At 64.9% G+C, this 23,320-nt stretch carries 25 protein-coding genes; 6 read left to right on the forward strand and 19 right to left on the reverse strand.

All coding sequences use genetic code 11. The features are described from left to right. Positions 1–20 precede the first annotated feature (20 nt). Together AZOLI_RS29445 and rfbC are read right to left on the reverse strand one after the other, a co-directional pair. A complete protein-coding gene (locus AZOLI_RS29445) occupies positions 21–992 on the reverse strand; it encodes an NAD-dependent epimerase/dehydratase family protein (protein WP_014189926.1) in 972 nt (323 codons plus the stop codon). Then, complete coding sequence (rfbC, locus tag AZOLI_RS29450) at positions 989–1,555, reverse strand: dTDP-4-dehydrorhamnose 3,5-epimerase (RefSeq protein ID WP_044553711.1); 567 nt, start codon at positions 1,553–1,555, stop codon at positions 989–991. Before rfbC ends, AZOLI_RS29445 begins: the two co-directional genes overlap by 4 nt. 204 nt (positions 1,556–1,759) lie before the next feature. Here rfbC and AZOLI_RS29455 point away from each other — a divergent pair, with 204 nt between their 5' ends. Then, the gene (locus tag AZOLI_RS29455) at positions 1,760–2,167 is read left to right on the forward strand and encodes a hypothetical protein (protein ID WP_044553713.1); all 408 of its coding nucleotides are present in this window, start codon (positions 1,760–1,762) and stop codon (positions 2,165–2,167) included. 33 nt (positions 2,168–2,200) lie between these two features. Here AZOLI_RS29455 and AZOLI_RS29460 read toward each other — a convergent pair whose 3' ends face one another. From AZOLI_RS29460 to AZOLI_RS29475, 4 genes are all read right to left on the reverse strand, one after another. Continuing rightward, a complete protein-coding gene (locus tag AZOLI_RS29460) occupies positions 2,201–3,760 on the reverse strand; it encodes a B12-binding domain-containing radical SAM protein (RefSeq protein WP_044553715.1) in 1,560 nt (519 codons plus the stop codon). 218 nt (positions 3,761–3,978) lie between these two features. After that, positions 3,979–5,211: a polysaccharide biosynthesis protein gene (locus AZOLI_RS29465; protein ID WP_014189932.1), complete on the reverse strand. Its 1,233-nt coding sequence runs from the start codon at positions 5,209–5,211 to the stop codon at positions 3,979–3,981. Beyond that, the gene (gene neuC, locus AZOLI_RS29470) at positions 5,204–6,382 is read right to left on the reverse strand and encodes a UDP-N-acetylglucosamine 2-epimerase (RefSeq protein ID WP_014189933.1); all 1,179 of its coding nucleotides are present in this window, start codon (positions 6,380–6,382) and stop codon (positions 5,204–5,206) included. The genes AZOLI_RS29465 and neuC overlap by 8 nt, the downstream gene beginning before the upstream one ends. 52 nt (positions 6,383–6,434) lie before the next feature. After that, positions 6,435–7,820 (reverse strand): hypothetical protein, encoded by a 1,386-nt coding sequence (locus AZOLI_RS29475; protein WP_162488537.1) that lies wholly within the window; start codon positions 7,818–7,820, stop codon positions 6,435–6,437. A 344-nt stretch (positions 7,821–8,164) separates the two neighbouring features. Here AZOLI_RS29475 and AZOLI_RS29480 point away from each other — a divergent pair, with 344 nt between their 5' ends. Beyond that, the gene (locus AZOLI_RS29480) at positions 8,165–9,460 is read left to right on the forward strand and encodes a hypothetical protein (RefSeq protein WP_014189935.1); all 1,296 of its coding nucleotides are present in this window, start codon (positions 8,165–8,167) and stop codon (positions 9,458–9,460) included. Here the strand turns inward: AZOLI_RS29480 and AZOLI_RS29485 are convergent. From AZOLI_RS29485 to AZOLI_RS29545, 13 genes are all read right to left on the reverse strand, one after another. Continuing rightward, positions 9,448–10,602, reverse strand: a complete 1,155-nt coding sequence (locus tag AZOLI_RS29485; protein WP_044553811.1) for an aminotransferase class I/II-fold pyridoxal phosphate-dependent enzyme — start codon at positions 10,600–10,602, stop codon at positions 9,448–9,450. The two genes, AZOLI_RS29480 and AZOLI_RS29485, sit on opposite strands and share 13 nt — an antisense overlap. 11 nt (positions 10,603–10,613) lie before the next feature. After that, positions 10,614–11,915 (reverse strand): glycosyltransferase family 2 protein, encoded by a 1,302-nt coding sequence (locus AZOLI_RS29490; RefSeq protein ID WP_014189937.1) that lies wholly within the window; start codon positions 11,913–11,915, stop codon positions 10,614–10,616. Further along, positions 11,912–12,859 carry a Gfo/Idh/MocA family protein gene (locus AZOLI_RS29495; RefSeq protein ID WP_162488538.1) on the reverse strand — a complete coding sequence of 316 codons (948 nt, stop codon included), beginning with the start codon at positions 12,857–12,859 and terminating at the stop codon, positions 11,912–11,914. The genes AZOLI_RS29490 and AZOLI_RS29495 overlap by 4 nt, the downstream gene beginning before the upstream one ends. Positions 12,860–12,970: 111 nt before the next feature. Beyond that, positions 12,971–13,987: a Gfo/Idh/MocA family protein gene (locus AZOLI_RS29500; RefSeq protein WP_014189939.1), complete on the reverse strand. Its 1,017-nt coding sequence runs from the start codon at positions 13,985–13,987 to the stop codon at positions 12,971–12,973. A 55-nt stretch (positions 13,988–14,042) separates the two neighbouring features. Continuing rightward, positions 14,043–14,735: a formyltransferase family protein gene (locus AZOLI_RS30640; protein ID WP_014189940.1), complete on the reverse strand. Its 693-nt coding sequence runs from the start codon at positions 14,733–14,735 to the stop codon at positions 14,043–14,045. A gap of 5 nt (positions 14,736–14,740) precedes the next feature. Further along, positions 14,741–15,793: an N-acetylneuraminate synthase gene (gene neuB / locus AZOLI_RS29510; protein ID WP_044553719.1), complete on the reverse strand. Its 1,053-nt coding sequence runs from the start codon at positions 15,791–15,793 to the stop codon at positions 14,741–14,743. Between the two features lie 3 nt (positions 15,794–15,796). Beyond that, positions 15,797–16,465 carry a hypothetical protein gene (locus AZOLI_RS29515; RefSeq protein WP_014189942.1) on the reverse strand — a complete coding sequence of 223 codons (669 nt, stop codon included), beginning with the start codon at positions 16,463–16,465 and terminating at the stop codon, positions 15,797–15,799. Further along, a complete protein-coding gene (locus tag AZOLI_RS32820; protein ID WP_162488539.1) occupies positions 16,458–17,723 on the reverse strand; it encodes a hypothetical protein in 1,266 nt (421 codons plus the stop codon). Before AZOLI_RS32820 ends, AZOLI_RS29515 begins: the two co-directional genes overlap by 8 nt. 9 nt (positions 17,724–17,732) lie before the next feature. Further along, a complete protein-coding gene (locus AZOLI_RS29525; protein WP_162488540.1) occupies positions 17,733–18,485 on the reverse strand; it encodes a cephalosporin hydroxylase family protein in 753 nt (250 codons plus the stop codon). A 91-nt stretch (positions 18,486–18,576) separates the two neighbouring features. Then, positions 18,577–19,671 carry a 3-oxoacyl-ACP synthase III family protein gene (locus tag AZOLI_RS29530; protein WP_014189945.1) on the reverse strand — a complete coding sequence of 365 codons (1,095 nt, stop codon included), beginning with the start codon at positions 19,669–19,671 and terminating at the stop codon, positions 18,577–18,579. A 127-nt stretch (positions 19,672–19,798) separates the two neighbouring features. Continuing rightward, a complete protein-coding gene (locus AZOLI_RS29535; protein ID WP_014189946.1) occupies positions 19,799–20,110 on the reverse strand; it encodes a helix-turn-helix transcriptional regulator in 312 nt (103 codons plus the stop codon). Beyond that, positions 20,097–20,534, reverse strand: a complete 438-nt coding sequence (locus AZOLI_RS29540) for a hypothetical protein (protein ID WP_044553723.1) — start codon at positions 20,532–20,534, stop codon at positions 20,097–20,099. The genes AZOLI_RS29535 and AZOLI_RS29540 overlap by 14 nt, the downstream gene beginning before the upstream one ends. Continuing rightward, entirely contained in the window at positions 20,516–20,911 is a 396-nt protein-coding gene (locus tag AZOLI_RS29545; RefSeq protein ID WP_014189948.1) for a hypothetical protein, read from the reverse strand. The genes AZOLI_RS29540 and AZOLI_RS29545 overlap by 19 nt, the downstream gene beginning before the upstream one ends. 241 nt (positions 20,912–21,152) lie before the next feature. Between AZOLI_RS29545 and AZOLI_RS29550 the strand changes: the two genes are divergently transcribed. The 4 genes from AZOLI_RS29550 (at position 21,153) to AZOLI_RS29565 (ending at position 23,317) form a co-directional block, all read left to right on the forward strand. Further along, the gene (locus tag AZOLI_RS29550; protein WP_014189949.1) at positions 21,153–21,929 is read left to right on the forward strand and encodes an SDR family NAD(P)-dependent oxidoreductase; all 777 of its coding nucleotides are present in this window, start codon (positions 21,153–21,155) and stop codon (positions 21,927–21,929) included. An 82-nt stretch (positions 21,930–22,011) separates the two neighbouring features. After that, positions 22,012–22,575: a GNAT family N-acetyltransferase gene (locus AZOLI_RS29555; RefSeq protein ID WP_014189950.1), complete on the forward strand. Its 564-nt coding sequence runs from the start codon at positions 22,012–22,014 to the stop codon at positions 22,573–22,575. A 77-nt stretch (positions 22,576–22,652) separates the two neighbouring features. Continuing rightward, the gene (locus tag AZOLI_RS29560; protein WP_014189951.1) at positions 22,653–22,898 is read left to right on the forward strand and encodes a FitA-like ribbon-helix-helix domain-containing protein; all 246 of its coding nucleotides are present in this window, start codon (positions 22,653–22,655) and stop codon (positions 22,896–22,898) included. Continuing rightward, positions 22,898–23,317 (forward strand): type II toxin-antitoxin system VapC family toxin, encoded by a 420-nt coding sequence (locus tag AZOLI_RS29565; protein WP_014189952.1) that lies wholly within the window; start codon positions 22,898–22,900, stop codon positions 23,315–23,317. The genes AZOLI_RS29560 and AZOLI_RS29565 overlap by 1 nt, the downstream gene beginning before the upstream one ends. Positions 23,318–23,320: the final 3 nt, after the last annotated feature.

Consider the following 23,320-nt stretch of genomic DNA (forward strand, 5'->3'; position numbering starts at 1 on the left):
ACGCGACATGGAAACCTTCGTCAGCTTGCGGATACCGGTGGATGATTGCGGGCGGTCGCCATCTTATCGGCATTGCCCCCATAAAAGAGGGCCACACTGTCCCATGCGGCGCTTTCCGACCAGCCGAGGGCATGTCCATCGATGCGGTCGGTGTTGAGGCGAACGGCCGGTTCGGTGAACTCCGTCTGCTCCAGCAGTTCCAATGGGCAATCCATCGCCAGGCGCGGCGCCAGTTCGCGGGCGAAGCGCTGGGCGAAGGCGCCCTGGCTTTCGACGTAGCCGCTGGGATTCAGCTTCGTCACTCCTTGGCTGCTGGCGACCCGTTCGGCGAACTTGGCATAGGCGCAGGCCAGAAGGCTGACATGGATATTGTCCCGAACATAGAGCGGGGTGCGGACACGCGGAACCTCCCCACGCTGCCAGCACCCTACCAGATAGGCGCAAAAGCGCGGCTCTTCGAAGGGGCCAAAGGGGTTGGCAATGACGAACTTGCCGAACGGAACGCCGAGCACACCGCACCAATAATCGAAAACCTGTGCGGTCAGTCCTTTGGACAAGCCATAAGGGGAGAAGGCGCGCAACGGCGTATCGCCCGCGCCTTCATTCTGTTCGAATACGCTGCCGGTCAGCACAATGCCGCGCAGTCCGCGTTTGAGCAGGGTGCGCAATATCTGGGGCAATGCAAGGCTGTTTTCCGCCACCGCTGCAGCGACATCGAAGTCGGGGCTGCGATAATTCCCGACGTGTGCCGCGTGATGACACAGCAGATCCCACCTGCCGTCGGCAAGCTCAAGGAAACGCGTTCCGCCGAACGGACAGTCCCAGACGACCTCCGCAACGCGGGCCAACTCGGAGACGCGCGTGCCGCGCAAGCCGCTATACTCGACGGCGGAACGCCGCAGGGGGGCTGTCACCTCGTGCCCCGCCGCGCTGAGTGCCTGGGCAAACCAGAGGCCGGTGAAGGAACTGGCTCCGGTCAGCAGAATTCTCACAACAGCCCCCGCAACCGCTCCACACCATGAAAGTCCGGATCAAAGTCAGGCCAACTCTGGTCCTTGACCGACATCTCGGTCGGCTGCAGTGGCCAGTCGACGCCAAATCTAGGATCGTCGAAGCGCACCCCTCGCTCATTTTGGGGGCTATAGGCCTCACTCACCAGATAGACCACCTCGGTCTCATCAGCCAAGGTGAGAAAAGCGTGGGCGCAACCGCGGGGAACATACATCATCGAACGGTTCTCCGCGCTCAATTCGGCCCCGAACCACTTTCCATAGCTGGGCGAATCGGGGCGCAGATCGAGGACCACGTCATAAAGAGCCCCGCGGACGCAGCGGATCAGCTTGATCTCTGCCGCCGGAGCCAATTGATAATGAAACCCGCGCAATGTGCCCGCTTTGCTGGTTACCGAATTGTTAAGCTGAACCACCGAGATGGGCCAGCCAGCCTCACCGAATTCCCGTTCGCAGAACATCCGGGCGAAGAAACCGCGCTCATCCCCACGTTTCTCCAGTTCGACGAGGCAGGCTCCGGTCAGCGGGGTGGCGTGGAACTTCATGATCCCCTCACGGCTTGGCGATAGGCTGGGGCAACAGGAACCGGGACGAGGGCAAGGCAGCCTTGCTGCAAGTGCCCTCTGAAACTTGCCCCAAGCTGCCGGTCGCCAGAAGCGGATTCTGTGTGTGGCCACCGGATTTGCCGATCGGCTTGGTCTCGTCTAGAAAAAGCCCAGCGACCGATCATTGGAAAGGAAGGGTGCAGCATGATGCGGGTCCTAGATGATGTGGCTCATCTGCCGTCGACCGTTCCGCTGTTCGTATTCGGCGCCGGACAGGGAGGACATCTGGTGGTTCGGGCCATCCGGCGTCGGCCGCAGATGCGTATCGAGGCTGTGATCGATACCTATAAGCGTGGTGAGGTTAACGGCATTCCCGTCATCACGCCGGCTGAGTTCTTCGAGCGCGCCAAGCCGGACACGCCGGTCGTAATTGCCAGCATGTATATGGACGAGATCAAGCTCCAATTGGCAGCTCATGGTGTCCGCAACCTTTACAATCTTTATCCCTTCGTTCGCAATCAACTGGCGGAAGCTCGCTACAGGAGGGACCGGCTGCGTGCCGCCCTGATTCTGACCGCCACGGTGGCCGCAGCTTGGTTTTTGGCTGCTTGACAAAAGAGCTCATCCCTCCGCTCCTGCAACCGCTCAAATCCCTTCAGGAGCGGCCGCTTCGATGAAATCGTTGCTCTCCGCGGCGTTCATACCCTTCTTGTAGCGGACGAATTTCGAATCGTTGACCCGTTCCCAGGCACTGCGCCGGATGTCTTCCAATTCGGCCGGCGAAACCAAGGTGTTGACCATGCTGGCCCGGCTCCAGTTCAGCCGGTCGGGATCGTACTCTTCCGACAAGTGGCCGCCGGCGATGGCCATATCGAACAGCCGTGTTCCAGGCAGCGGGATCACCAGCATGAAGCTGGCGGCATCGAGACCGCAGTCGCGATGCCATTGTGCCATAGCGATGGTGGCCTCGATTTCCTCCCTCGTCTCGTCGGGATAACCGATCATGTAGTTGCCGGTGACCCCAAGGCCATGATCCTTGCAGGCGCGGATCAGGCCTTCGATGTCGCAGCGTTCCACATTCCATTTGGAGGAGGCATAGCGGGAAATGATCCGCTGAGAGGCCGATTCGAACGGCAGGGCAACCTGCTTGAATCCCGATTCGACGAGCAGTTCGATCAGTTCGATGTCCGGTTCCAGCCGGTTGCCGGTGCCGCTCTTGCGCAGCAGATGGATGATGTTGACGCCGTTGACGTCGAAAATTTCAAAACCTGACGTTCGGACGCTGCGGATCAGATCGATGCCACGCCGTTTCATGCCGAACAGGGAATCGTCCTCGATGAAAACCTGCTTCACGCCGAGATCGCGCAGGCGGTCGAGTTCCACCATGACCCGCTCGGTCGACTTGACGCGGAACTTGCCGATGGGGCCAGCGACATCGCCATCCGCCTCGCCCGAGATGTGGCAGTAGCTGCACGTGAAGACGCAGCCCAGAGATGTCATCATAGAGGCGTAACGGAGTTCCTGCCCCTCCTTGAAATGACCGCCATGCGGACGGGCGATCTTCCAGTATCGCTCGTTGGGCAGCAGTTCCCATGCCGGGATCGGCAGATCATCCAGGTTCCAGACGACATCGCCGGCCGAAGCCGGGGTCGACAGAATCCGATCGCCCGCCATGAAAGCGAGTCCGGGGATCGCCCCCCAGTCCCTGTCACCGCGGCGAACGGCATCGACAATCGCGACGATCGTGCGCTCCGCCTCCGACAAGCAGACGAGATCGACACCGGCGGCGAAGAATACCTTCAACCGGTTACGCGCATTCACACCACCGGACACCACCAGCTTATCGGGGAAGTGCCGCTTGATGAGCCGCACCGTCGACAGGACCATCGTCTCCTGATCGGTGAAGATGGATGTGATGCCGATAATGTCTGCGCCGGCAACCTCTTCCAGGATTCTGTCTTCGGAAACCCCGGTTCGCAGCAGGCCGCTCGGCAGGCTGCTGGAGCGGTAGAAGACCTGGTCCAGTTCATCCTTCTCATTGCCGACGCAGGCGTCGAACACGCGCACCTCGATACCGGCCTGCAGCAAGGCCCCCCCCAGGCTGGGATAGGCCAGGGAGCCGTTAGGCTTGCACATGTACCCTGGCCATGCCTGATGCGGCGGATAGAGCAAAAGGACTTTGGGAGCTCTGATGGCTTCCGACATGAGCACTCTTTCGCAAGGAAACCCGATGAACCGCCCCAGAGCCTCCCCCGTCGGTAATCTTCTGGAGGACCGGATGGCTGATGAGGGGATGGACAGAGTAGCAGGCTTGTCGTGTCAGAACCATAAAGGCGGCGGTCGCCAGTCGGTCGGAGCGTTAATTCGCAATCGGAGCGACGGGAGGACCGACTGCTTATGGAAATCAGAACCGTTGACGATCCTCAGAGCCTTTGGTCGAGGTTTCGCCCAGTTTCGATATGGCGGAAATGCGGCACAACCGCAGAGATCCGCTCCAGGGCCATGGCCTTGTCGAATGCCGCCCCGCCGTGCAGGACGCTTTCCAGCATGACCAGCAACCGTTCAACGCTCTTCGGTGGGGCAGATGTGTAACTGACTCCTCGTAGGGCATCGAAACCAAGATCAATTATGGTTTCGTCATTACCAACGAACTCCTCGTAGGGCTTTTCCCCACTGGTGTCGCGAGCGGTGATGAGTACAGGATAGCGTCCCACAGCCATATCATGATCGACGATTTGACATGCAGAACGCTCATCTTCATAAAATTCAGCTTTTAAGCCAAAGCGCGCCAAAAAAGCTTTGGCAATGTCGGACAGGTCGCGCAGATGCGTTTCTGGCATCAGGTCGGGAACGATGATGGTGCGGTGTGGCGCCCGGAAGGCTGCCAGCAGGCAGATATGCCCGGCCTCCTCCGGCGACACGAAATAGCGGCGGGTCTCCTGAGGCACAGCCAGCGGCTGGCGCTTCAGCATGCGCTGAAAGAAACCGTGGAGAAGGCTGCCGTCGGAAAAGGCGACATTCGCGAAGCGGGCCGAGGTGGCATGGGCAAGGGTCTGTCCCGGCGCCCCATCGAACACGATATGCTCGGCAACCCGCTTGCTGGCCCCCATCAGGTTGACCGGATTGGCCGCCTTGTCGGTGGACACGGAGAAATAGCGGCGGTCATGGCCGTAGCGCCGCAGCCATGACAGGAACCGCGCCTGCTTGACCAGATTGGTATCGAGCATCTGAAGCAGGGACCAGGGGTCCTTCTCGGAGCGCACATGCTTGAGGGCTGCGAAGTTCAGCACGGCATCGTAGGGAGGCTGCTCGCTCAGGAACAGGCGGGTCGGGGTGGCGCCATAGTCGATCGGGAAGGTGCGGAAGTCGGCGACCGGCAGCCCGGCCGGCCGGCCCCTCAGCGTTCGCACCAGTTCCACGAGATTGTTCTCGCTCTGGTCGATGACATGCAGGGCGGCCGGTGCGCGGGCGGCAAGTTCCGTGACCACCTGGGAGCCGATGCTGCCGGCGCCGCCGACGACAAGGATGCGCCGGCCGGCGACCGCATCCTCGATCTCCAGCCGGTTGCGGGCGATGTCCGCCGCGAACAGGCTGTCGCTTCGGCCGGTGGCGACCTCGGCCAGAGTGGAGGGATCGAAGGGTCGGAACTCAGGCATTATCGACCGCCATCGGGAAAAGATCATGGAAAGGCTTGCGGATCAGGGCCGGGAAGTCCGGCACCTCCCGCAGGACACCGACGATCCGTTCAGCGGCATGGCCGTCGCCGAACGGATTGACCACGCCGGACGTGTCGAGCGTGAAGGCCTGCCGGATTGCCACCGCGATGGCGTCGGCCTGCGGGGGCACGTCGATCACAGATGTGGCGCGCGGCCGCCCCTTCTGGCGGTCGCCGATATTGACGGTCGGCTTGCCAAAGCTTGGTACTTCGGCCAGGCCACTCGAAGAGTTGCCGACCACGGCGTCCACCGCGGCGATTGCCGAGCAGTAGCGCCGGTGACCGAGCGAGGCGACGGCGACGGCATTGGAATGTTCGCGGACGAACTCCTCCACCATGCCGGCCAGCAGGCGCCCCTCATTGTCGGCATTGGGCAGGGTGAACAGCAGTCCGACCTCATCACCCAACCCGTGAAGCGCATTCAGCAACTGGGCGAACTCCGCCGCCGACTCGCCGGGCCGGAGCGTGACCGGATGGTGGGTGACCAGCAGATTGCGGGCGCGCGGGCTGAGCTTCACCTCGCGCCAGAACATTTCCGGTGGCAGGCGCTCCACCCGCAACAGGGTGTCCAGGCTGGGGCTGCCGACCGCATGGACCCTCCAGGGCTCCTCGCCCAACTGGATGACGCGGCGGCGCGAGGCGACGGTGGCGGTGAAATGCAGATGCGCCATCTTGGTCAGGGCATGGCGGATCGCCTCGTCATAGGCCCCTTCCGTCGTGTCGCCGCCATAGAGATGGGCCATCGGAATGCGAGCCAGCAGCCCGGCCTGCGCGGCAGCCAGGATCTCGAAGCGGTCGCCCAGCACGAGCAGAAGATCGGGGCGCAGACGATCCAGCACGTCGGCAAAGCCGATGATGCCAAGACCGACGGATTTGGCCACGCCGACACCGGTATCGCTGGACAGAAGCATCTCCACCCGGGCGTCGATCGCAAAGCCGTCGTCTTCGATCTCCCGATGGGTCAATCCATAGTCCGGCGACAGGTGCATGCCTGTTGCCACCACCTGCAGGATCATCCCGGCCTCGGCACGGATGGCGGTCATGACCGGCGCAAGGTGGCCGTAATCCGCACGCGAACCGGTGACCACGCAGATACGCCGGACATCGGGCATGCTATTCCTTTCTCGCGTCTCGCCGAGCCATCGAATGGCCTGCTTCGGGCTTTCAGCCATTCCCCGGTACTGGCCCGGTATCGGGCGGGATCATACCGGCCGGCTTTCCGTCCGCACAAGCGCGGTTCCGTTCTCGCACCCCGCTGGCATCGCCTGCCGGCTCCCTGTGCGCGTCCTCCACCCCGCACAGCCGATCAACCAGCGCGAGAAGCCGGGAAGCGTTCCCCCCGTCGAACAGGGCCCAGCGATCCTTTACTTCGGCCTGCGCCGCGACAGCCGCCTCGTAGAATGCCCGATCGGTGGTCAGGCGCTGCAGAACATCGGTATACTCCGCGGCGGTTTCCACATGGTAGACACCCGGCACCTCGCGATAGTCCGAGTAACGGCAGGCGTAGGCGTCGTAGTTCACGCATGGAATGCCGCAGGCGATGGCCCAACGGATGGTTGCCGACACGCAGGCGACATACAGGGCGCTCAAGGGAACGAGGGATGCCGTGTCCTGCCGGGCGATGCGGACGCCGTCGCGCTCGAGCCATGCGCAAGCCTCGATGGGCAGCATCGGATGCAGGCACAACACGACGTTCCAATCGCCGGCGCGCGCGGCCTCCGCAACCAGGACCTCCAGCCATTCGTCATGCAAAATGAATTCGCAATCCCGTCCCTCGATCTGGATCGGCGGGGGAAGGGAGACCAGAATCATCGGTTTGCCTGCTGGCAAGCCCAACTCGGCATAGAGCGCCTCCCGGCGCTGGTCGGCTTCGGTCAGGACTTGGCACAGGAGGTCGTTGTAGAGGGCTCCAGTCAGAACGAGGCGGCCCTCGTCCAGTCCGCTGCGCCGGTAGTAGTCCAGCATCGCCAGGCTCTCGACCGTCACCGCATCGGCCTGGCTGCTGTTCTGCACCCAAGGGAGAGGCGGAGCCAGACCCAGCAGTTCCAGGGCCAGAGCGAACGAGGCGCGCTCGCGCAGGACGGAGCGGCCGCGCAACCGCATGCGCCAACGCGGAAACAGCCAACCGACGACGCGGTTGGTCCAGACCCGGTCGCTGCGCTCGATGTCATGGCCGTAGGCGCACAGTGCCTCTTCATGATTGGCAATGGAAAACGGCACGATCACCGACGGCACCCCCGCATCGTGTCCGGCGCGGATGAATTCCGCCGAACCACAGCCGGGGTAATCCACGGCGAACACCAGCAGAGCCGGAGCCTGTTCGGCGATCAGACGGCGGGCATGCGACAAGCGGCGGGACAGGGCGACCAGAAGCCCCGGCAGCGTCTGCAGGCCGGCGTGCCCTCCCCCCGGCACAGGCGGTGCCTCGAAACAGAGCCAGGACACCTTCGCTTCGCGGCAGACTGCCTGATCCCGGGCGAGCGCAGCGTAGCGGTAAGCGAAGACGATGACGGGCCGATAATGCTCCGTTCCCATGAGCAGCGCCGCCACACGCCAGAGTTCCCGGAAATGGGACTCGCCGAACACCACCAGAAGAACGCTGCGCCGATGGCCTGAAGCCCGTGTCCGGTCATGCCGGGGATCAGGGACCAATTCAGTCGACGGGACGGCATCGAGTCGGGGGCGGAGCCGGATCATACGAGACTGGATTCCAAAACGTTCCCGAGGCTGCGGCAGAGTGGACTCTGGCCGATTAAGGCAAGTTTAATAGGATGAAGCTCTTAGTCGCCTGCAAGGGCGCCTACACCCCCCATGCGTTGTCGGGGCTGACCGGACAGAAGGAAAGCCGGCACGAACGGGGCGCTACGGATGGATGACAGACCGGAGGAAAGACCGTGCCCAATCTGTACCTGCATGACGATCGTCCACCGGAGGTCGCCGCCAGCTTCTCCGGCCTGCCGAATCCATGGGCCGCCGTGCAGACCTACGATGTCTTTCCCGCTGGCGAGGTCACGCCGGCGTTGCGCGATGCATACCGCCGCTATGGCATCGTCAAGCTGACCAATGTCCTCTCGCGGGAGGAAAACGCCTGCTACCGCGGGATCGCCCAAACCTTGAGCGGGATCGAGGATCGCGATTTCCCCGAGATCGCGGCAGGGCGACGCGCCAATTACGTCAAACCCGGCATCGTCGGCCATGTACCGGAACTTTGGCCGCTTGTCGACCATCCCCGCATCCGCCCCGCCTTGGACACGATCTTCGAGCGACCCTTCGGCCTGATCAACAGCTCCGTCGGCGTGAACTTTGCCGCCTCCGGTCTGCATCGCGACGGCGACTATTTCGGTATGGACGATCGGCCCCACAATCTGATCGACGATCCGGAGAACACGAATACCCAGGTCATTCTGTCCTTCAGCCCACCGGGGCGGCAGGCTGCCCGGCTCGGCATCATTCCATTCACCCACCAGAAATCGATCTACGACAGGATGGCGGCTGAGATCGGCCTGGATGTGCCGTTCGAATATTATGCCACCCATGGCGCGGTGAAGAACCGGGCATTGGCGACAGGGGACTTGCGTCCGTTGTACGAGATCGAACGCTATGCGGTGTTCATCGACATCCATCCAGGAGAGGCGCTGCTGTTCGACGGCCGCCTGCTGCATTACGGCGAGCTGATGAGTGGACCGAAGTGCATCAGCATCCTCAGCTATTCGACCGAGGATGACATCCAGCTCGAACGCATTCACCGGCTCCTGCGGCGGCATGCCGACGGCGGCGACGGGGATTTCCCGCCCCCCTTCCGCAGTTACCTGAAAGAGCACGGCCTGTTCTGGCCGCGTATGGAGGAAACGATCGAAGCGGCCCTGCGCGGCCGGCTGGAGCGGCTGGAGGATCTCCGGCGCGATGCCCCGATCTTCATCTATGGCGCCGGTTCCTCGGGCACCCGGCTGCAGGAGAGGTTGGCCGCCCTGAACCTGCCTGCGGTGAGCGGCTTCATCGATACCGAACGGTCGGGAAGCTTCAACGGCCTACCGCTTCATGCCGTGGCGGACTATGCGGCCCTGCATGATCCGGCACACCAGATTCTGATCGCCTCGCAATATTATGATGCCATCGAGAAGACCCTGATTCGCCACGGCATCAGGTCCTTCCATACCGTCTTCCACCTGATGCAGCGTCAGGTGGACTGAAAAGCCTGGAGAAGGGCGGCAATCACCCGGTCCTGCTCGGCGTCCGTCAGCCCGGCCGAGCAGGGAAGGGTGAGCACGCGGAGCCACAGCTCTTCACAGACCGGCATTTCCGTGCACGGCGCATTGCGATAGGGAGCCTGGAGATGGACAGGCTTCCAGAAAGGCCGGCTGTCGATTCCCAGTTCCCGCAACCTGCTGCGCAAGACGGCCTCCCTTCCCTCCCACGTCGGGGAACGCAGGACGATCCCGGAGAACCAGCAGGCGCCTTCGACCCAAGGCGGGGCGGGAAAGGGCTCCACTCCCTCCAGACCGGCAAAGGCTTGGTCGTAGCGGTGGCGAATGCGCCGCTTCGCGGCAACCAGACTTTCCCAACGCTCCATCTGGGCGCATCCGACAGCGGCCTGGAGATTGGTCATCCGGTAATTGAATCCGGGCCGGTCGTGGTCGTAGTCCTGGCCGACGCGGGCCGTGGAGGACAGATGGCGCACCAGCGCCAGAAGCTCCGGATCATCGCCGACCACCGCGCCGCCGGCCCCGGCGGTGACGGTCTTGTTGCCATTGAAGGACAGGACGGACAGGTCGGCACCGAGAGCCCCCGGCGGCTTCCCGCGGCAGGTGGCACCAAGGGCCGCGGCGGAGTCGGCGACGACGGGCAAACCGTAACGTCGGGCGACCGGGACAATGGCGTGCATGTCCGCCGGCAGGCCAAGCGTATGGACCGGCATCACCGCGGCAATCCGGCGGCCGCTGGGGCGATGGAACAGCCCTTCCGGCCGACGCTCCGTGTCCGCGGCAAGGCGGCGTTCCAGCAACTCCGGATCGAGGGTCCAGCTTTCCTGCGTGACGTCGAACAGCCAGGGCTGCGCACCGCATTGGGCGATCGCATTGGCGCTTGCGATGAAGGTCAGGGACGGCAGGACCACCAGATCATTTTGCCCGACCCCCAGCGCGGTCAGCGCGACATGCAGACCGGCTGTTCCGCTGCAGGTCGCCACCGCGCCACGGCTCCCGATCGCTGCGGCGACCTGCTCCTCGAAGCGTGGAACGAAAGGTCCGACGGTCGAAACGAAGGTGCTGGCGATGCACGCGCGCAGATACTCCTCCTCACGCCCGGAAAGATCGGGAACGGCAAGAGGAATCAGAGGCTCGGTCGTCATGGAAGCATGGCCCGGAAATAGGCGACACGGTAATTGGTGATGCCGGCCTCGTCGAGGCCGCGCCGGATCTCGCCATGCATGCAGGATGCGATCAGCACCAAGTCATCTGGCCGGTGAACGGCGCGATAGTCCTGAAGGGTCAGGCACGGGCGCCCCTCGACCGTTCCGCCATGGAAGCTGTCGATGTATCCCGCGACCGGCAGGCCCAATCCGTCGAGACGGGCAGCCAGAGCGCGGCCGGCGTTACCGGCTCCGTAGATATGAATCGGCTGGCTCGCATCCAGTTCGGTGAAATCGTCGAGAATGGCCGCATCCAAGCCGCATTTCTCGTGTTTCCAGGCCAGCTGCGCCATCGCCGCGATGTCGCGGAGCGCGCCGCCGCCCCAGTCGGGCCAGCAGGACGCCTCCATTTCAATGCGCATCAGGTCGCGATGAAAAACCCCTGGCTCCGCCATCTGGCGGATCAGGTCGGCCTCATTGGCCAGATAGGCTTCGATACAACGAACCGTGTGCCGCCTTCCGTCTCCACGCTCCATTCCCGCGGTCTCCTGCAGGATGTCGGCGCAGATGTCGAGAAATTGCTCGTATTGCTGCGGGTCGGCGCCATCCTCGTGAAGCTGCCTCAGGTTGGGATAGCCGGTCCCCAGGCTGCGGCTCCAGGAATCGAGAATGTCCTGGCGTGCTTGGTAGAAGATCGGCAGGGTCCGGTGCCGCCCCCCCGCCGTCACGGACAGGCCGACCACGAATTCCATCAGTTCACTGTTGTGCAGGCGGCCATCCATCAGGCCGTAAGCCCGCCGAAGCAAGGGGGTTCGCTGCACCGCGTACATCTGATGCATGTAGTTGGACATCAGGTGGAGCTGACGGTCCCGGGGATCGTCCTGTGCGACCTGCCAGTCATGACGCGCCCAGTAGGCGCGCAGGCCCCACACCCGGTTGGGGCTGCGCAGGAAGAACAGGAAGTGGCCATGGACCGAACTGTGGCCGGGATGGGCGTCCAGGAACGCCACGCACTCGGCCAAGGCGTCCAGACGGATCATGTCGTCATCGGCGCTCAACACGACATAGGGCGTGTCGACGGTCAACAGGCACTCGTGCAGCTTCGTTGCGAAGGGAACGCCGGGCCGATGGCGGTAGTCGACGCTAGGATAAGCGGCGGCCTCGAAGACGATGGGATCGGCACTGGAATCCACGACCACGCAGTGGTAGGGACCGTTCCCGTAATGCTCCAGCGTCCGCTGCAGGAAGGCGGGGCGGTTGTGGCTGGGAACCACGATGGTCAGGGACGCGGCCGTCATCCGGCGACCTTGCCGGAACCGTCCCCGCCCAGGGTCTCATCGCCATAGATGGCGGCGATCAGCCGCATGGTTGCCAGGGAGTCCTCCAGGGTTGGGAGGCCGTCGGACGGGCCGCCTACGGCCGCCTGGACCGCCAGTTCGGCCTGGCGGCGGAAACCGGGTTTGAAGGCTTGGTCCCAGGGGTGAAGCGGGGCGGGATTCAGCGTGCGTTCCCCGGCGTTCTGGAACACGGCCTTCTCGAGCGGGCGGACCTCCCAGCGGCGTTCCGGGGTGGTCACCGTGCAGGCCCAGGGGGCTGGCCCGTTCCACACCGCTTCGTAGAGCCCCAGGTCGCCGCTGGAGAACTCGATCCTGGCCAGCACGATGCCCGGACGCTCCGGATCCCATGGCTGGACAGGTGTGACCGATGTCACGGTCCCCCGACCGAAGACCGGCAGATAGTCGACCATATGGACGGCATTCGCGTACATCCAGTTGCGCACCACCGGCTCCGGATGGCCGATGGCCGCCGCCTGCGCCATCGATTCCTGGTCCTGGACATGGATGAAGCGCGGTTCCGGCCGGGCATCCAGATCCTCCAGCATGGCGCGGGTGCTGGACAGGTGGCGGCGGTTCAGCGCGACATGGACCCGGGATTCGGCGGCACGGGCAGCCTCGGCAATGCCGATCGCATCCGCCAGATCGTAGCCGGCCGGCTTTTCCAGCAGGACCATCCATGGAAAGGCGAAGCAGGCCTTGGCGACGGCGGCCATCGACAGCTCGGTGACGGTGACCACCACCAGATCCGCCTGGGTAGCCGCATGCAGGCTGGCGATGTCATCGCATACGGTCGCAATGCCGAACTCGGCGGCGAGAGCCTCTGCGCGCGAGCGGGTACGGCTGTGGATCCCTGCCAACACCACGCCAGGCACATCGGCAAAGGCGCGGATATGTTCGCGCGCCATGGAGCCGGCTCCGATCACAGCCACCCGACACTGATTTTGCGGCACAATTCCTCTCAGATTTTCAATGCTCTATAGGGAAAGGACCTTGCCGGATGAAGGCAAGCGCGACGATTACGCCCAGCTGAACATGCGACTTCCCGGCAACGTCTCACGGTCCAGGTCGATCTCGCGCCCTCCCGCCTCGTGCGAGACCATGGCAGCCAGCAGGACACGCACCGCCATGCGCCCCACTTCCCCGTCCGGGTAATCCTCTCCCTTCAGAAGTGCCTGCAGGACGGCCCGGGTCGGCTCCAGGGCATCCGCCGGCGGGATGGCGCTTTCCTCAACCAACGGGGAAGTGCCGTAGCGTGTGGTCGGCAGCTCCCTGTCCTGCGGTGCGCGGGTCGACAGCCGCATCCGGCCCGTCAGCTCGTCGACCTCCAATCGTCCATTGCGCCCGGCATAGACGGCCATCATGCCGTGCCCCTGTTCGGTTCCGGCCTCGAGATAGAAACGACGCCCGGACGGCGTGGTCAGGCGCATACAGCCGCCCACGTCGGAAAACTCGGCACCACGCGGGTTCGGGACCACTTCGTCCGACAGCCAGGCGGCAACCCGGCACGGCGCCTCCCCGGTCATGAAGCGGAATGCTTCGACATAGTGGGAGCCGTTCATCGCCAGGCCGAAATTCCCGGCAATCACGGTCATGCTGGCCAGCCCGCCGAAAGCCGGCGTGCCGACGATGTCGCGAGGGCGAGTGTACTGCTCCATGAAACGCATCTGGTGATTGACGGCCAGCCGCACACCTGCATCACTGCAGCGGTCGATCATCAGGTTGCAGTCGTCAAGCGACACCGCCATCGGCTTCTCGCACAGGATCATGCGGGCGCCTGCCTCAACGGCGGCGCAGGTCAGCCGGGCGTGGGCGGGAGCCGTGGAGGCGACCACGACGCAATCCGGTCGCGTGCGGGCCAGCATGGCCTCGGCATCCTCGAACAACGTCTCATCGGCAAGCCCGAACTGGGCTTTCGCCACGGTGCGCGCGTCGGTTCGCGGATCGGCTGCGCCGACCACCTCCAGCCCCAGTTCGCGTGCAACCGCAACATGACGAAGCCCCATCCGGCCCAGACCGATGATCGCAGCCTTCACAACCAAGGCTCCCCTTTCAAATGGATGCGTGCGGCAAGGTAACCCTCTCTTCGGGTTACGCCAAGGGGCGGCGTTGCGGGACCGGAGCGGTGAAGGGAATGCCGCCCAGTTCCAGCACCGCTCCCGGATAGCCCGGATAGCTGGTGGCGCGGACGCGGCGGCGGATTTCCTCCACCGATGCGTCCGGAGCGATCCGGCACAGCATGTTCAACTCCCGGCGGGTGAAAGGCCGGCGGGTCCAGGACCGCGTCGCAGCCGGCAAGGGAGCCCCGGTCGCCAGCCGGCCCGCCACTTCGTGAAACATGTCCAGCATCGTCACCATGGTGCGCAGCTTCAGTGACTCCACGCTGTCCTGCGGCAGGACCGGGAACAGCCGCTCGGCAACGACCGACCCGGTGTCCACCCGCGGCGCCATATGATGGCACACCGCCCCATACGTGACAGCCTCCTCGTACAGCGCGAAGTTGTAGCAGCCGATTCCCGGATAGTCGCAGGATCCGGGGTGAAAGTTGAGCGCCAGGGATGCGTGCTCAAGCACCGCCGCGGGAACGATCCAGGGGGACAGAAAGGACAGGACCACCAGCCGTCTCGACAGGGCCGCCGGCTCCGACAGGCAAGCGGGCAGGGGATCGCCGACGGTGCCGGCCTCGGAGCGCAGCCGGTCCCCGAACAGGACATGGGCCAAGCTCGCCGCCTGTTCGCTCCAGAGATCGCGTTTGCACAACAGAACGAAGAGGGTGTCGTCCATCCCGGCTACTCCAGCATGTCCATCGCCAGCAATGTTCCGGCTGGGATGTCCTGTCGTGTCCGACGGCCGAGCACCCGGTCGAGGTCGGCAGGCGGCAAACCGGTCCCCGGTCGCAGGGCGATCAGGTGGCTGCGTTCCAGCACGGTGCCGGCGGCCAGTGAAATGGCGGCGGTCAGGCTCTTGCGCGCGATGGCACGGGTGTCCCGTTCGCTGTCCATGCAGCGCTTGCGCCCGTCGCCGAGGGCGCTTTCGACGGATCGGATCGCGCGCACCATCGCGGACAATTCATCCGGCGTCAGCGACGCCGCATGGTCCGGTCCCGGCAACGACCGGTCCAGCGTGAAATGCTTCTCGACGACCGCAGCCCCCAAGGCCACGGCGGCGGTGGCGATGGCGATGCCCTCGGTATGGTCGGAATAGCCGACCGGACGGTCGAAAGCCGCTTCCAGCGTGGCCATCGCCCGCAGGTTGGTTTCAGCCGGGTCGGCGGGATAGTTGCTCAGGCAGTGGAGCAGAACGACATCCGCTGCCCCTGCCCGTTCGATCGTCTCCAGGGCCACTGCGACCTCGGCCAGATCCGCCATACCAGTGGACAGGATCAACGGCAGCTTCAGTCGTGCACAATGATCCAGGAAGGGCAGGTTAACCAGTTCACCGGATGGAATCTTCAGGGCAGGAACACCGATGTCCGCCAGAAAATCAGCGGATTCTTCGTCGAAGGGAGAGGACAGGAAGAGAATGCCGGCCTCCCGGCAATGGGCCTGCAGCTCATGATGCGTTTCAGGGGACAACTCCAGACTGCGCAGCATGCCGTATTGGGGATCGTCCCGACCGGTGTTGACCTTCTGGTAGGACGCCTTCGGCGCGTCCGCCGTGACCAGCCGGTCGGCGACAAAGGTCTGGAACTTCACCGCATCGGCCCCGGCTTCGCAGGCGACATCGATGAGGCGGTGGGCCAAGGTGACGTTACCGTTGTGGTTGACCCCGGCCTCTGCGATGACAAAACATGGGCAGCCTGGGCCGATGTGGCGGGTGCCGATGGAAACGGGGTTTGGCATAGGTCATGATCCTTGTCCGGAAGATGCCGGGGTCTGCAAAACAGCCATCGTCTGCTCGACCATCGAGACATATTTCGTGATGAACAGGGCATCGACACGCAGCTGTGCCGTCTGCTCCAGCATCGGAGCCGTCAAGGCGGCGGCAAAGCGCAGGCCCCGCTCGAGGTCGGGACAGCGAACCGCAACCACATCCATCACTCCGCTGGCCGGCATCCTTTCCGGCGGAGGACCGATCCTGGTCGGCACCCAGCCGGCAAGGCCGGGCATGGCCTCCTCGAGAACATCCAGGCCAAGCCTTCCGTGGGGAAAACGATACCTGCTGTCACCAAGCACCGCCCGCAGCGGCTGCCAGAGCGCAACGCTTGGGGAAAACCCTAGCAGTTCCAGCGCGTCCAACCCATCCTGCGCAACGGATCCGGCAGGAACCCCCAGCCACAGCACGGCTTTGACCGTCGGTTCGGCAGCAGCATCGCGCAGGGTGGAAAACGAGTGGGCACCAACCCCACAGACGGCCGGAGCCTCGCTGCCGCCTTTCCGCCAGCCACCCTGGGCCATGCCCTGCCACCAACTGTCGGGCATCGTACCGAGCAGCCGCAGCGGCATACTGCCGGAGCGCAGGGCCGGTAGCCGCAGAGCCGGCCCATCCCTCAGAAGGGGAAGCGTGTCATCCATGGCGAAATCGTGATGCCAAGCAGGGGATGTGAGTGGGTGTGAGGCTGCGGACCGGAATCCCGGCCTGTTCCAATGCCGCGACCTGCCGATCCAACCACAGGTAATGCAGCATGACCTCCCGCTGATCATAGGGTAGGAACACCAGTTTGGCCCGCTGTTCCCAGTCACGGCGGTCCTGATTCTTGCTTCCGGCGGCGTGTGCCCAATCCAATGCCTCGACATCCCAGCGCCGCCCGTCGCAGCCCATCAGGATCACTTGACCACCACCGCGGGCAAAAAGCCGAGCCAGCGGCAGCATCAGGGTCGTCAGCACATTGTTGGTCGGATTTAGCCAGTATTCCTGCCACAGGTCGCCATCGACCTGCCGCTCCACCGTCAGCGGGATCCCAAGCAGACGGTGATGCTGCACCTCCGGTAGCAGATCCTCCAGAAAAGGGACGTAGGCGGCCGGAGTGACCAGGATCAGCCTGTCGAACCGAGTCATGGTGGCGACAAGGGCTTGACGGAAGCCGGCTGTCCAGCAACGCGCTCCAAGGAGGTCGTCGTCGTAGATCGCAAGGATGTCCGGGGACAGCGTCTCCAGGAAACTGGTCTTGAAGACGATGTTGTTGCAAACGATGGTTAGGCTTCCGGGAGGAGGCGGAGGGGTTTGATCGATCGACGGTCCCATACCGATCAGGAAAACCTCGCGCGCCTGGCCAAAACGCCGGCAGATTGCTTCGAAGCGTGACTGTGATCGTCGGATATGCTGGATGCGGCGGGTGTCGGCCTGCCAAGCGGCCAGAAGAAAATCTGCGGTGGCGAAAAAGGCGAAATCCAGCGAGGCGTTGCCTCCGGCTGGTCGAACCGAAGCAGGCCCAAGCTCCAGGCTGCGCCCGCCATTCGCCAACTCCTTCGCCTCGTCCAGCCTGTCCGGATCAGGTTTCCAGATCAACACCTGCCGAGGTCCGGGCGGCGACGGGACTGCGCTTTGAGGATACACATGCAGCTTGCCGCGCCAGCGACCGAGCAAAGGCAAAACGGCCGGGTCCGTGGCAGCGTCGAGTTTCCCACCACCGTCCGCAAGAGTTTCGGCCAGCCCCGGATCGGGTTGGAAGTCGCATGTAAAGATGACGGAGGAGATCAGCGTGCTGACGCCCCGATAGTGCCAGGCAAGCTCGATGAAACACCGCCGCAGGCAGTCCGGATCCGGGAATGGCGGATGGAAAAGCAACTGCATGCCGTCGGAAGCTGACGGAAGGGCCGGCGGACTGCTCATGGGCGTGGATCAATCCGTCAGCTTCAGGCGCCGCAGATACCCTCCACGGTTCGACGTCATCACCAGCTTGTCGTCGATCTCGGTGTCGACGGCAAAATCCTGGCACTCCGCAAGAAACGCGTTTCGGGCGGTCAGCGGGCTGTTGCCCGGCCCCCAGGGACGGGGCCTACGGGGGGGCGGGACGATATGGTCGGCAATGGTGTCGCACACCACCAGATACTGCCCAGGCGTAACAAGCGGGGCGTACAGGCGGAGTTCGGCCAGGACATGGTCGTGCGAGTGGTTGCTGTCGAGAACCACCATGACCCTGTCGTCCGGAGCGATCCGGTCCTGCAGCCGTGTAACCACCTCCGGATCGGTGGACGATCCATCGATAATCTCGAGATCCGCACCGAATGGATGATCGGCCAAACGCTTGCGGTTTTCGGGCCGCAGGGCGACCTCCACCCCGACCACCCGGCCGCCACCCAAAAGACGCATCATGGACGCGTAGAAGATCAGAGACCCGCCGCGTGCCACGCCGGTTTCGACGATCACTGTCGGACGGCAGTTCCAAATGATTTCCTGCAACGCCATCACGTCGGGAGGCAACTGGATGAACGGCATCCCGAGCCAACGCCACTGGTAGCTGCTGTCGTAGTCGAAGGACCGAATCAGGATGTCGTGGGCACGGGCAGCGAAATCGGCGTCGGCCGCCATAGCAGCGGCTTGAACCCGAACTTCACGGGAAAACTCTCGGTCCTCGTCCCAATTCTCGGTCACGTGCCAGTCCTCTGATTCAACCTACGGCGAAGTATAGGTGTCATTTCCCGACGTGAGAAGGTTCTCCCTCCCAAGCCTTCCCCTTGCTCCATCACACCGCGAGCACCGGATAGCCGTCGGGCAGATCCACCACCTGCGGCTCCGGCATCGGCCCCAGCTCCGCCACCATGGCGCCCCAGGACCAGCCCACGCCGAAGCCGGCCATCAGCGTCTTCACCGGCCCGGCCGCCAGCTGCGCCCCCATGCTGTGGCAGATCGCCAGCGGGATGGAGGCGGAGCTGGTGTTGCCGAAGCCCTGCATGTCGATGACGAAGCGGTCGGCCGGCGCCTTGATGCGCTTGCGCAGATGCTCCAGCATGAAGGCGTTGGCCTGGTGCAGGACGAAGCGGTCGATGCCGTCGACGTCGGTGCCGGCATGCTCCATCGCCTCGCGCAAGAGCGGCGGCACGGCGCGCAGCGTGAAGGAGAACACCTCCGCCCCGTTCAGGGTCAGGCGCGAGTCGCGCTCCAACTGGGCGGCGGCCTCCTCGTCGGCGATCCGGCCGGCGGTGCCGACCGGCGGGATCAGGCAATGGCGCTTGCCGCCGGCCTTGACGAAGATGTGCGGCGCGCCGGCGCCGTCGGTGCCGATCACCACCGGAATCGGCGGTGCCGCCGCGTCGACCTCCAGCGCCGTCGCGGATCCGGCATCGCCGAACAGCGGCAGGGTGGCGCGGTCTTCGGGGTGCAGGTGGCGGGTCGGATTGTCGCCGCACAGCACCAGCGCCCGTTTGGCCGTCGACCCGCCCAGCAGCTTCGCCGCGATCCACAGGCCGTAGACATAGCCCGAGCAGCCGAGCGGCACGTCGAAGGCCGCCGCACTGGTCGGCAGCCCCAGCCGGTGCTGCATGATGCAGGCGGTGGCCGGCAGCACGTAATCGGCATCCTGCGAGACGAAGACCAGCACCTCCACCGTCGCCGGGTCCCAGCCCAGCTGCTGCATCAGCCCTTCCGCCGCGGCGAGGCAGAGGTCGGACGCGCAATAGGGCGGCGGCAGCACGCGGCGTTCCTGCACGCCGATGGTGGCGGCCAGCTTCTTCGCCTCCTCCACCGTGAACATGCCCGGATCCTCGACGAAGGAATGGCGCTGGGGCGGCACCACCGCGCGCAGGCCGGCGATCCGGATGCCGTCGATGATGGCTTTCATGGCAGTCCTGTCCTTCGCGTGTTCGCGGCCCCGCAAGGGCCTCTTCGGAAATCGGTGGCCGGCACCATAGCGCACAGTGACGCCGGATTGGTTTCCGGAAGATTGATTGCGGCACATGGCCCCGCCGTTATCGCTCCGGCTCCTTTGCGCCAAGTTCCCTTGCAGGAGGCTCCGGGATCAGGCCGACGGTCAGCCCGAAGGGCCGGGCCAGCCGCTCCAGCGTCGCCACCGTCGGGTTGGCGGCCCCGGTCTCCAGTTGCGAGACCTGCCGGGTGGTGAGGCCGAAGCTTCGCCCGAACTCCGCCTGGGTCATGCCGAAGCAGCGGCGCATGGCGCGCCCCCCTTCGGCCCAGGCCAGTTCGCCCCCCTCCGCCATCCGCAGAAGGGCATGGCGCGCCTCGAGCAGCGCTTCGCGGCTGGGTGGCTTACGGCGCGGCATCGCCATCCTCGAGTCCGGTATCGCTAGACGGCAGGGATGCGAGCGCGGCGGCAAGCTCGCCGCAGGCGGCGAAGGCGCGGGCGATCACCGGTTCCGGCACCCCATGGGCGCGTGCCGTCTCCGGCAGGGCGGCGACCGCATCGGCCTTGGCCGACAGCGCTCCGGCCATCCGCCGGCCCAGCCGGTCGTCCCCGGTGACGGCGGCGACGGCTTCGCAAATCCGCTCGAACCGGATGGGAAAGCCGCCGCCGCGCAGGCATTCCCAGCGGGTCGACGGCGCGATCACCCCCGGGTCGAGCACCATCGGCGCAAAGTCGAAGCGGGGGGTCAGGCCGATCCAGCCGTCGGGACGCTTCTGCAAGGCGGTGTTGCGGCCATGGTTGTCGGTGTCGCCCATCGCCCGGTTCAGCAGGTCGCGCAGCACATACTCGACGATCTCCCCGCCCCGCGCAGCAGAAGTGGGAAGGCGAAGCTCCCGTCATCGGGACCGAACCCCATCTCCTCCGCCAGACGGCGGCGGGCATGGCCCTGGGGCAGCAGGTCGAGCAGGAAGGGCGGCCAATGGTTCCGGCGATGCGCCGCCACATCGACCCGGTCGCGCACCGACACCGCCCGCCAGTCGGTCACCGGCCGTCCGGCGGCAAACTCCGCATTGCCAAAGGCGATGAAATAGAAAGGGTCGTACTCGAGCCGGGTGGGCGAGCGGATCCCGGCCCGGGTATCGGCGACCGCCAGATCGGCGGCATCGTGCCAGGCACCGTGATGATGAACCTGGACAGTCAGGCTTGCACCGTCGCCCATGGCCGCTTGCCTCAGAGAAGCATTCCACTTCAATGGAGCGTTTATACAGGTTTTCTCGAATAAAGCGCCAATGAAATGGTATGTTTTATCGAAGGATCGACATCGACGACGCCGTTTCCGCCGATTGGGATGCGGGCGGACGCCCCGCACCAAAAGGCCGCGGCCCTGGACGCGCTGATGTCGGCCGGCCATCGTGCTATGGTCCGCGTCCCGATACGCCACCAACCAGGACCCTCCCGCCATGACAGCCCGCTCCCCGGCCGCCTACAACCCCATGGACCTGACCGGCCGCCGCATCCTGGTGACCGGGGCGTCGGCCGGGATCGGCCGGGCGACGGCGGTGGTGCTGGCGAAGCTCGGTGCAAGGCTGGTGCTGAACGGCCGCGACGAGGAACGGCTGGCCGAAACCGCCGACCGGCTGGAGGGCGAGGACCACGCCATCGCCCCCTTCGACCTGTCGGATCTCGAAGCCGTGCCGGGCTGGGTGAAGGGGCTGTGCGCCGACGATTCCCCCTTCGATGGCATCGCGCATTGCGCCGGCATCCAGACCTTGCGGCCGATCCGCATCTTCTCCGCCGCCTTCTTCGACGAGGTGATGCGGGCCAATCTGGGCAGCGCGTTGGCGCTCGCCCGCGGGCTGCGGCAGAAGGGCTGCCATGCCGACCGGGCGGCCATCGCGCTGATCTCCTCCACCGCTGCCACGGCGGCCTCGCCGGGCAACGTCGTCTACGCCGCCAGCAAGGGCGGCATCATCGCCGCCACCAAGGGGCTGGCGGTGGAGCTGCTGAGCGACGGCATCCGCGTCAATTGCGTGGTCCCTTCCATCGTCGAGACCGAGCTGATCGAGCGCGGCAAGCAGAAGCTGACCGCCGAGCAGTACGAGCATCTGCGCACGCTCCAGCCGCTGGGCTTCGGCCATCCCGACGACATCGCCCACATGATCGCCTATCTGCTCGCCGACACCAGCCGCTGGATGACCGGGTCCATCGTCACGGTGGACGGCGGCCGCACCGCCTGAGACCCGCCATGCGCCCCCAATCAAACGGGCCAATCGGACGGGCCAATCGGACGGGGTCGGGAGCCATCGCGGGAGCCTTGGCATGAGCGGCTCGCTGACCTTCATCGAGCCGACGGAGGAGCACGCCCAGATGCTGCTCGACTGGCGCACCCGGCCCGACATCGCCGGCCAGATGCTGAGCAGCGTGGCTTACGACGTGGAACGGCAGAAGGCGTGGCTGCGGCGCAGTAAAGAGCGCGACGACTATGTCCACCGCATCCTCTGCGTCGACGGCGTGCCGGCCGGCCATGTCTCCATCACCGTGACCGAGCCGGAGTGGCGGATCGCCACCTTCGGCGTGCTGATGGGCGAGCGGGCAGGGCGGATGGGGGCGGCCCCGCTGAACTTCGCCTACATGCTGAACCATGTCTTCTTCACCATGGGGCTGCGCAAGGTGGTGAACCACATACTGGGCACCAACAGCCCCCGCCTGCTGAAGGGCCAGCCGATGATCGGCTACCGCCCGGTCGGCGTGCTGAAGCGCCAGGTGGTGAAGGACGGGCAGGAGATCGACCTGCACATCTTCGAGATGCTGGCCGATGACTGGCTGACGGTGCGCGAGCGCTTCCGCATCTACCAGGACATGGACGGGCGGGAGTGGCGGTAGGGGAGGCAGGGTGCAATCATTGAAATCGATGCAATCGCTGTCTAATCTTCTCCTTCCGACATGCTCAGGAACGACCGATGGCCAGCATCACGATCCGGAACCTCGATGATCCGTTGAAGGCCCGGCTGCGAATCCGCGCCGCCCATCACGGCCGCTCCATGGAGGATGAGGCCCGCCACATCCTGCGCGCGGCACTCACGGAAGAGAGCCAGGCGGCGACGAATCTCGGGGAAGCCATCCACCAGCGGTTCGCGCGGCTCGGCGGTGTCGAGGTGACGGAGGTGAAGCGCGAAGCCTTGCGGACGCCGCCGAGCTTCGACTGATGATCGTCCTCGACACCAACGTGCTCTCGGAACTGATGCGCCCAACCCCGTCCGAAGCCGTACTCCGCTGGTTCGCCGGGCACTCCGCCGCCACCCTGTTCACGACAACGATCACCCAGGCGGAAATCCTGTACGGCCTTGCCCTGCTGCCGGAGGGGCGGCGGCGCAGCGATCTCCTGACGGCGGCGGAGCAGATGTTTGCCGAAGACTTCGCCGGCCGGCTACTGCCCTTCGACAGCATGGCGGCAAAAGCTTTCGCGCCCATCGCTGCGGGACGACGGCAACAAGGTCGGCCAACCGGAGCCTTCGATGCGCAGATCGCCTCCGTCGCAGCGTCCCGTGGCGCTGCCTTGGCAACCAGAAACGTGGCGGATTTCCTGGATTGTGGGGTTCCCATCGTCAACCCGTGGGAAAGCTGAGGC

Origin of the sequence: Azospirillum lipoferum 4B (assembly GCF_000283655.1) — a bacterium.
Lineage (GTDB): Bacteria > Pseudomonadota > Alphaproteobacteria > Azospirillales > Azospirillaceae > Azospirillum > Azospirillum lipoferum_C.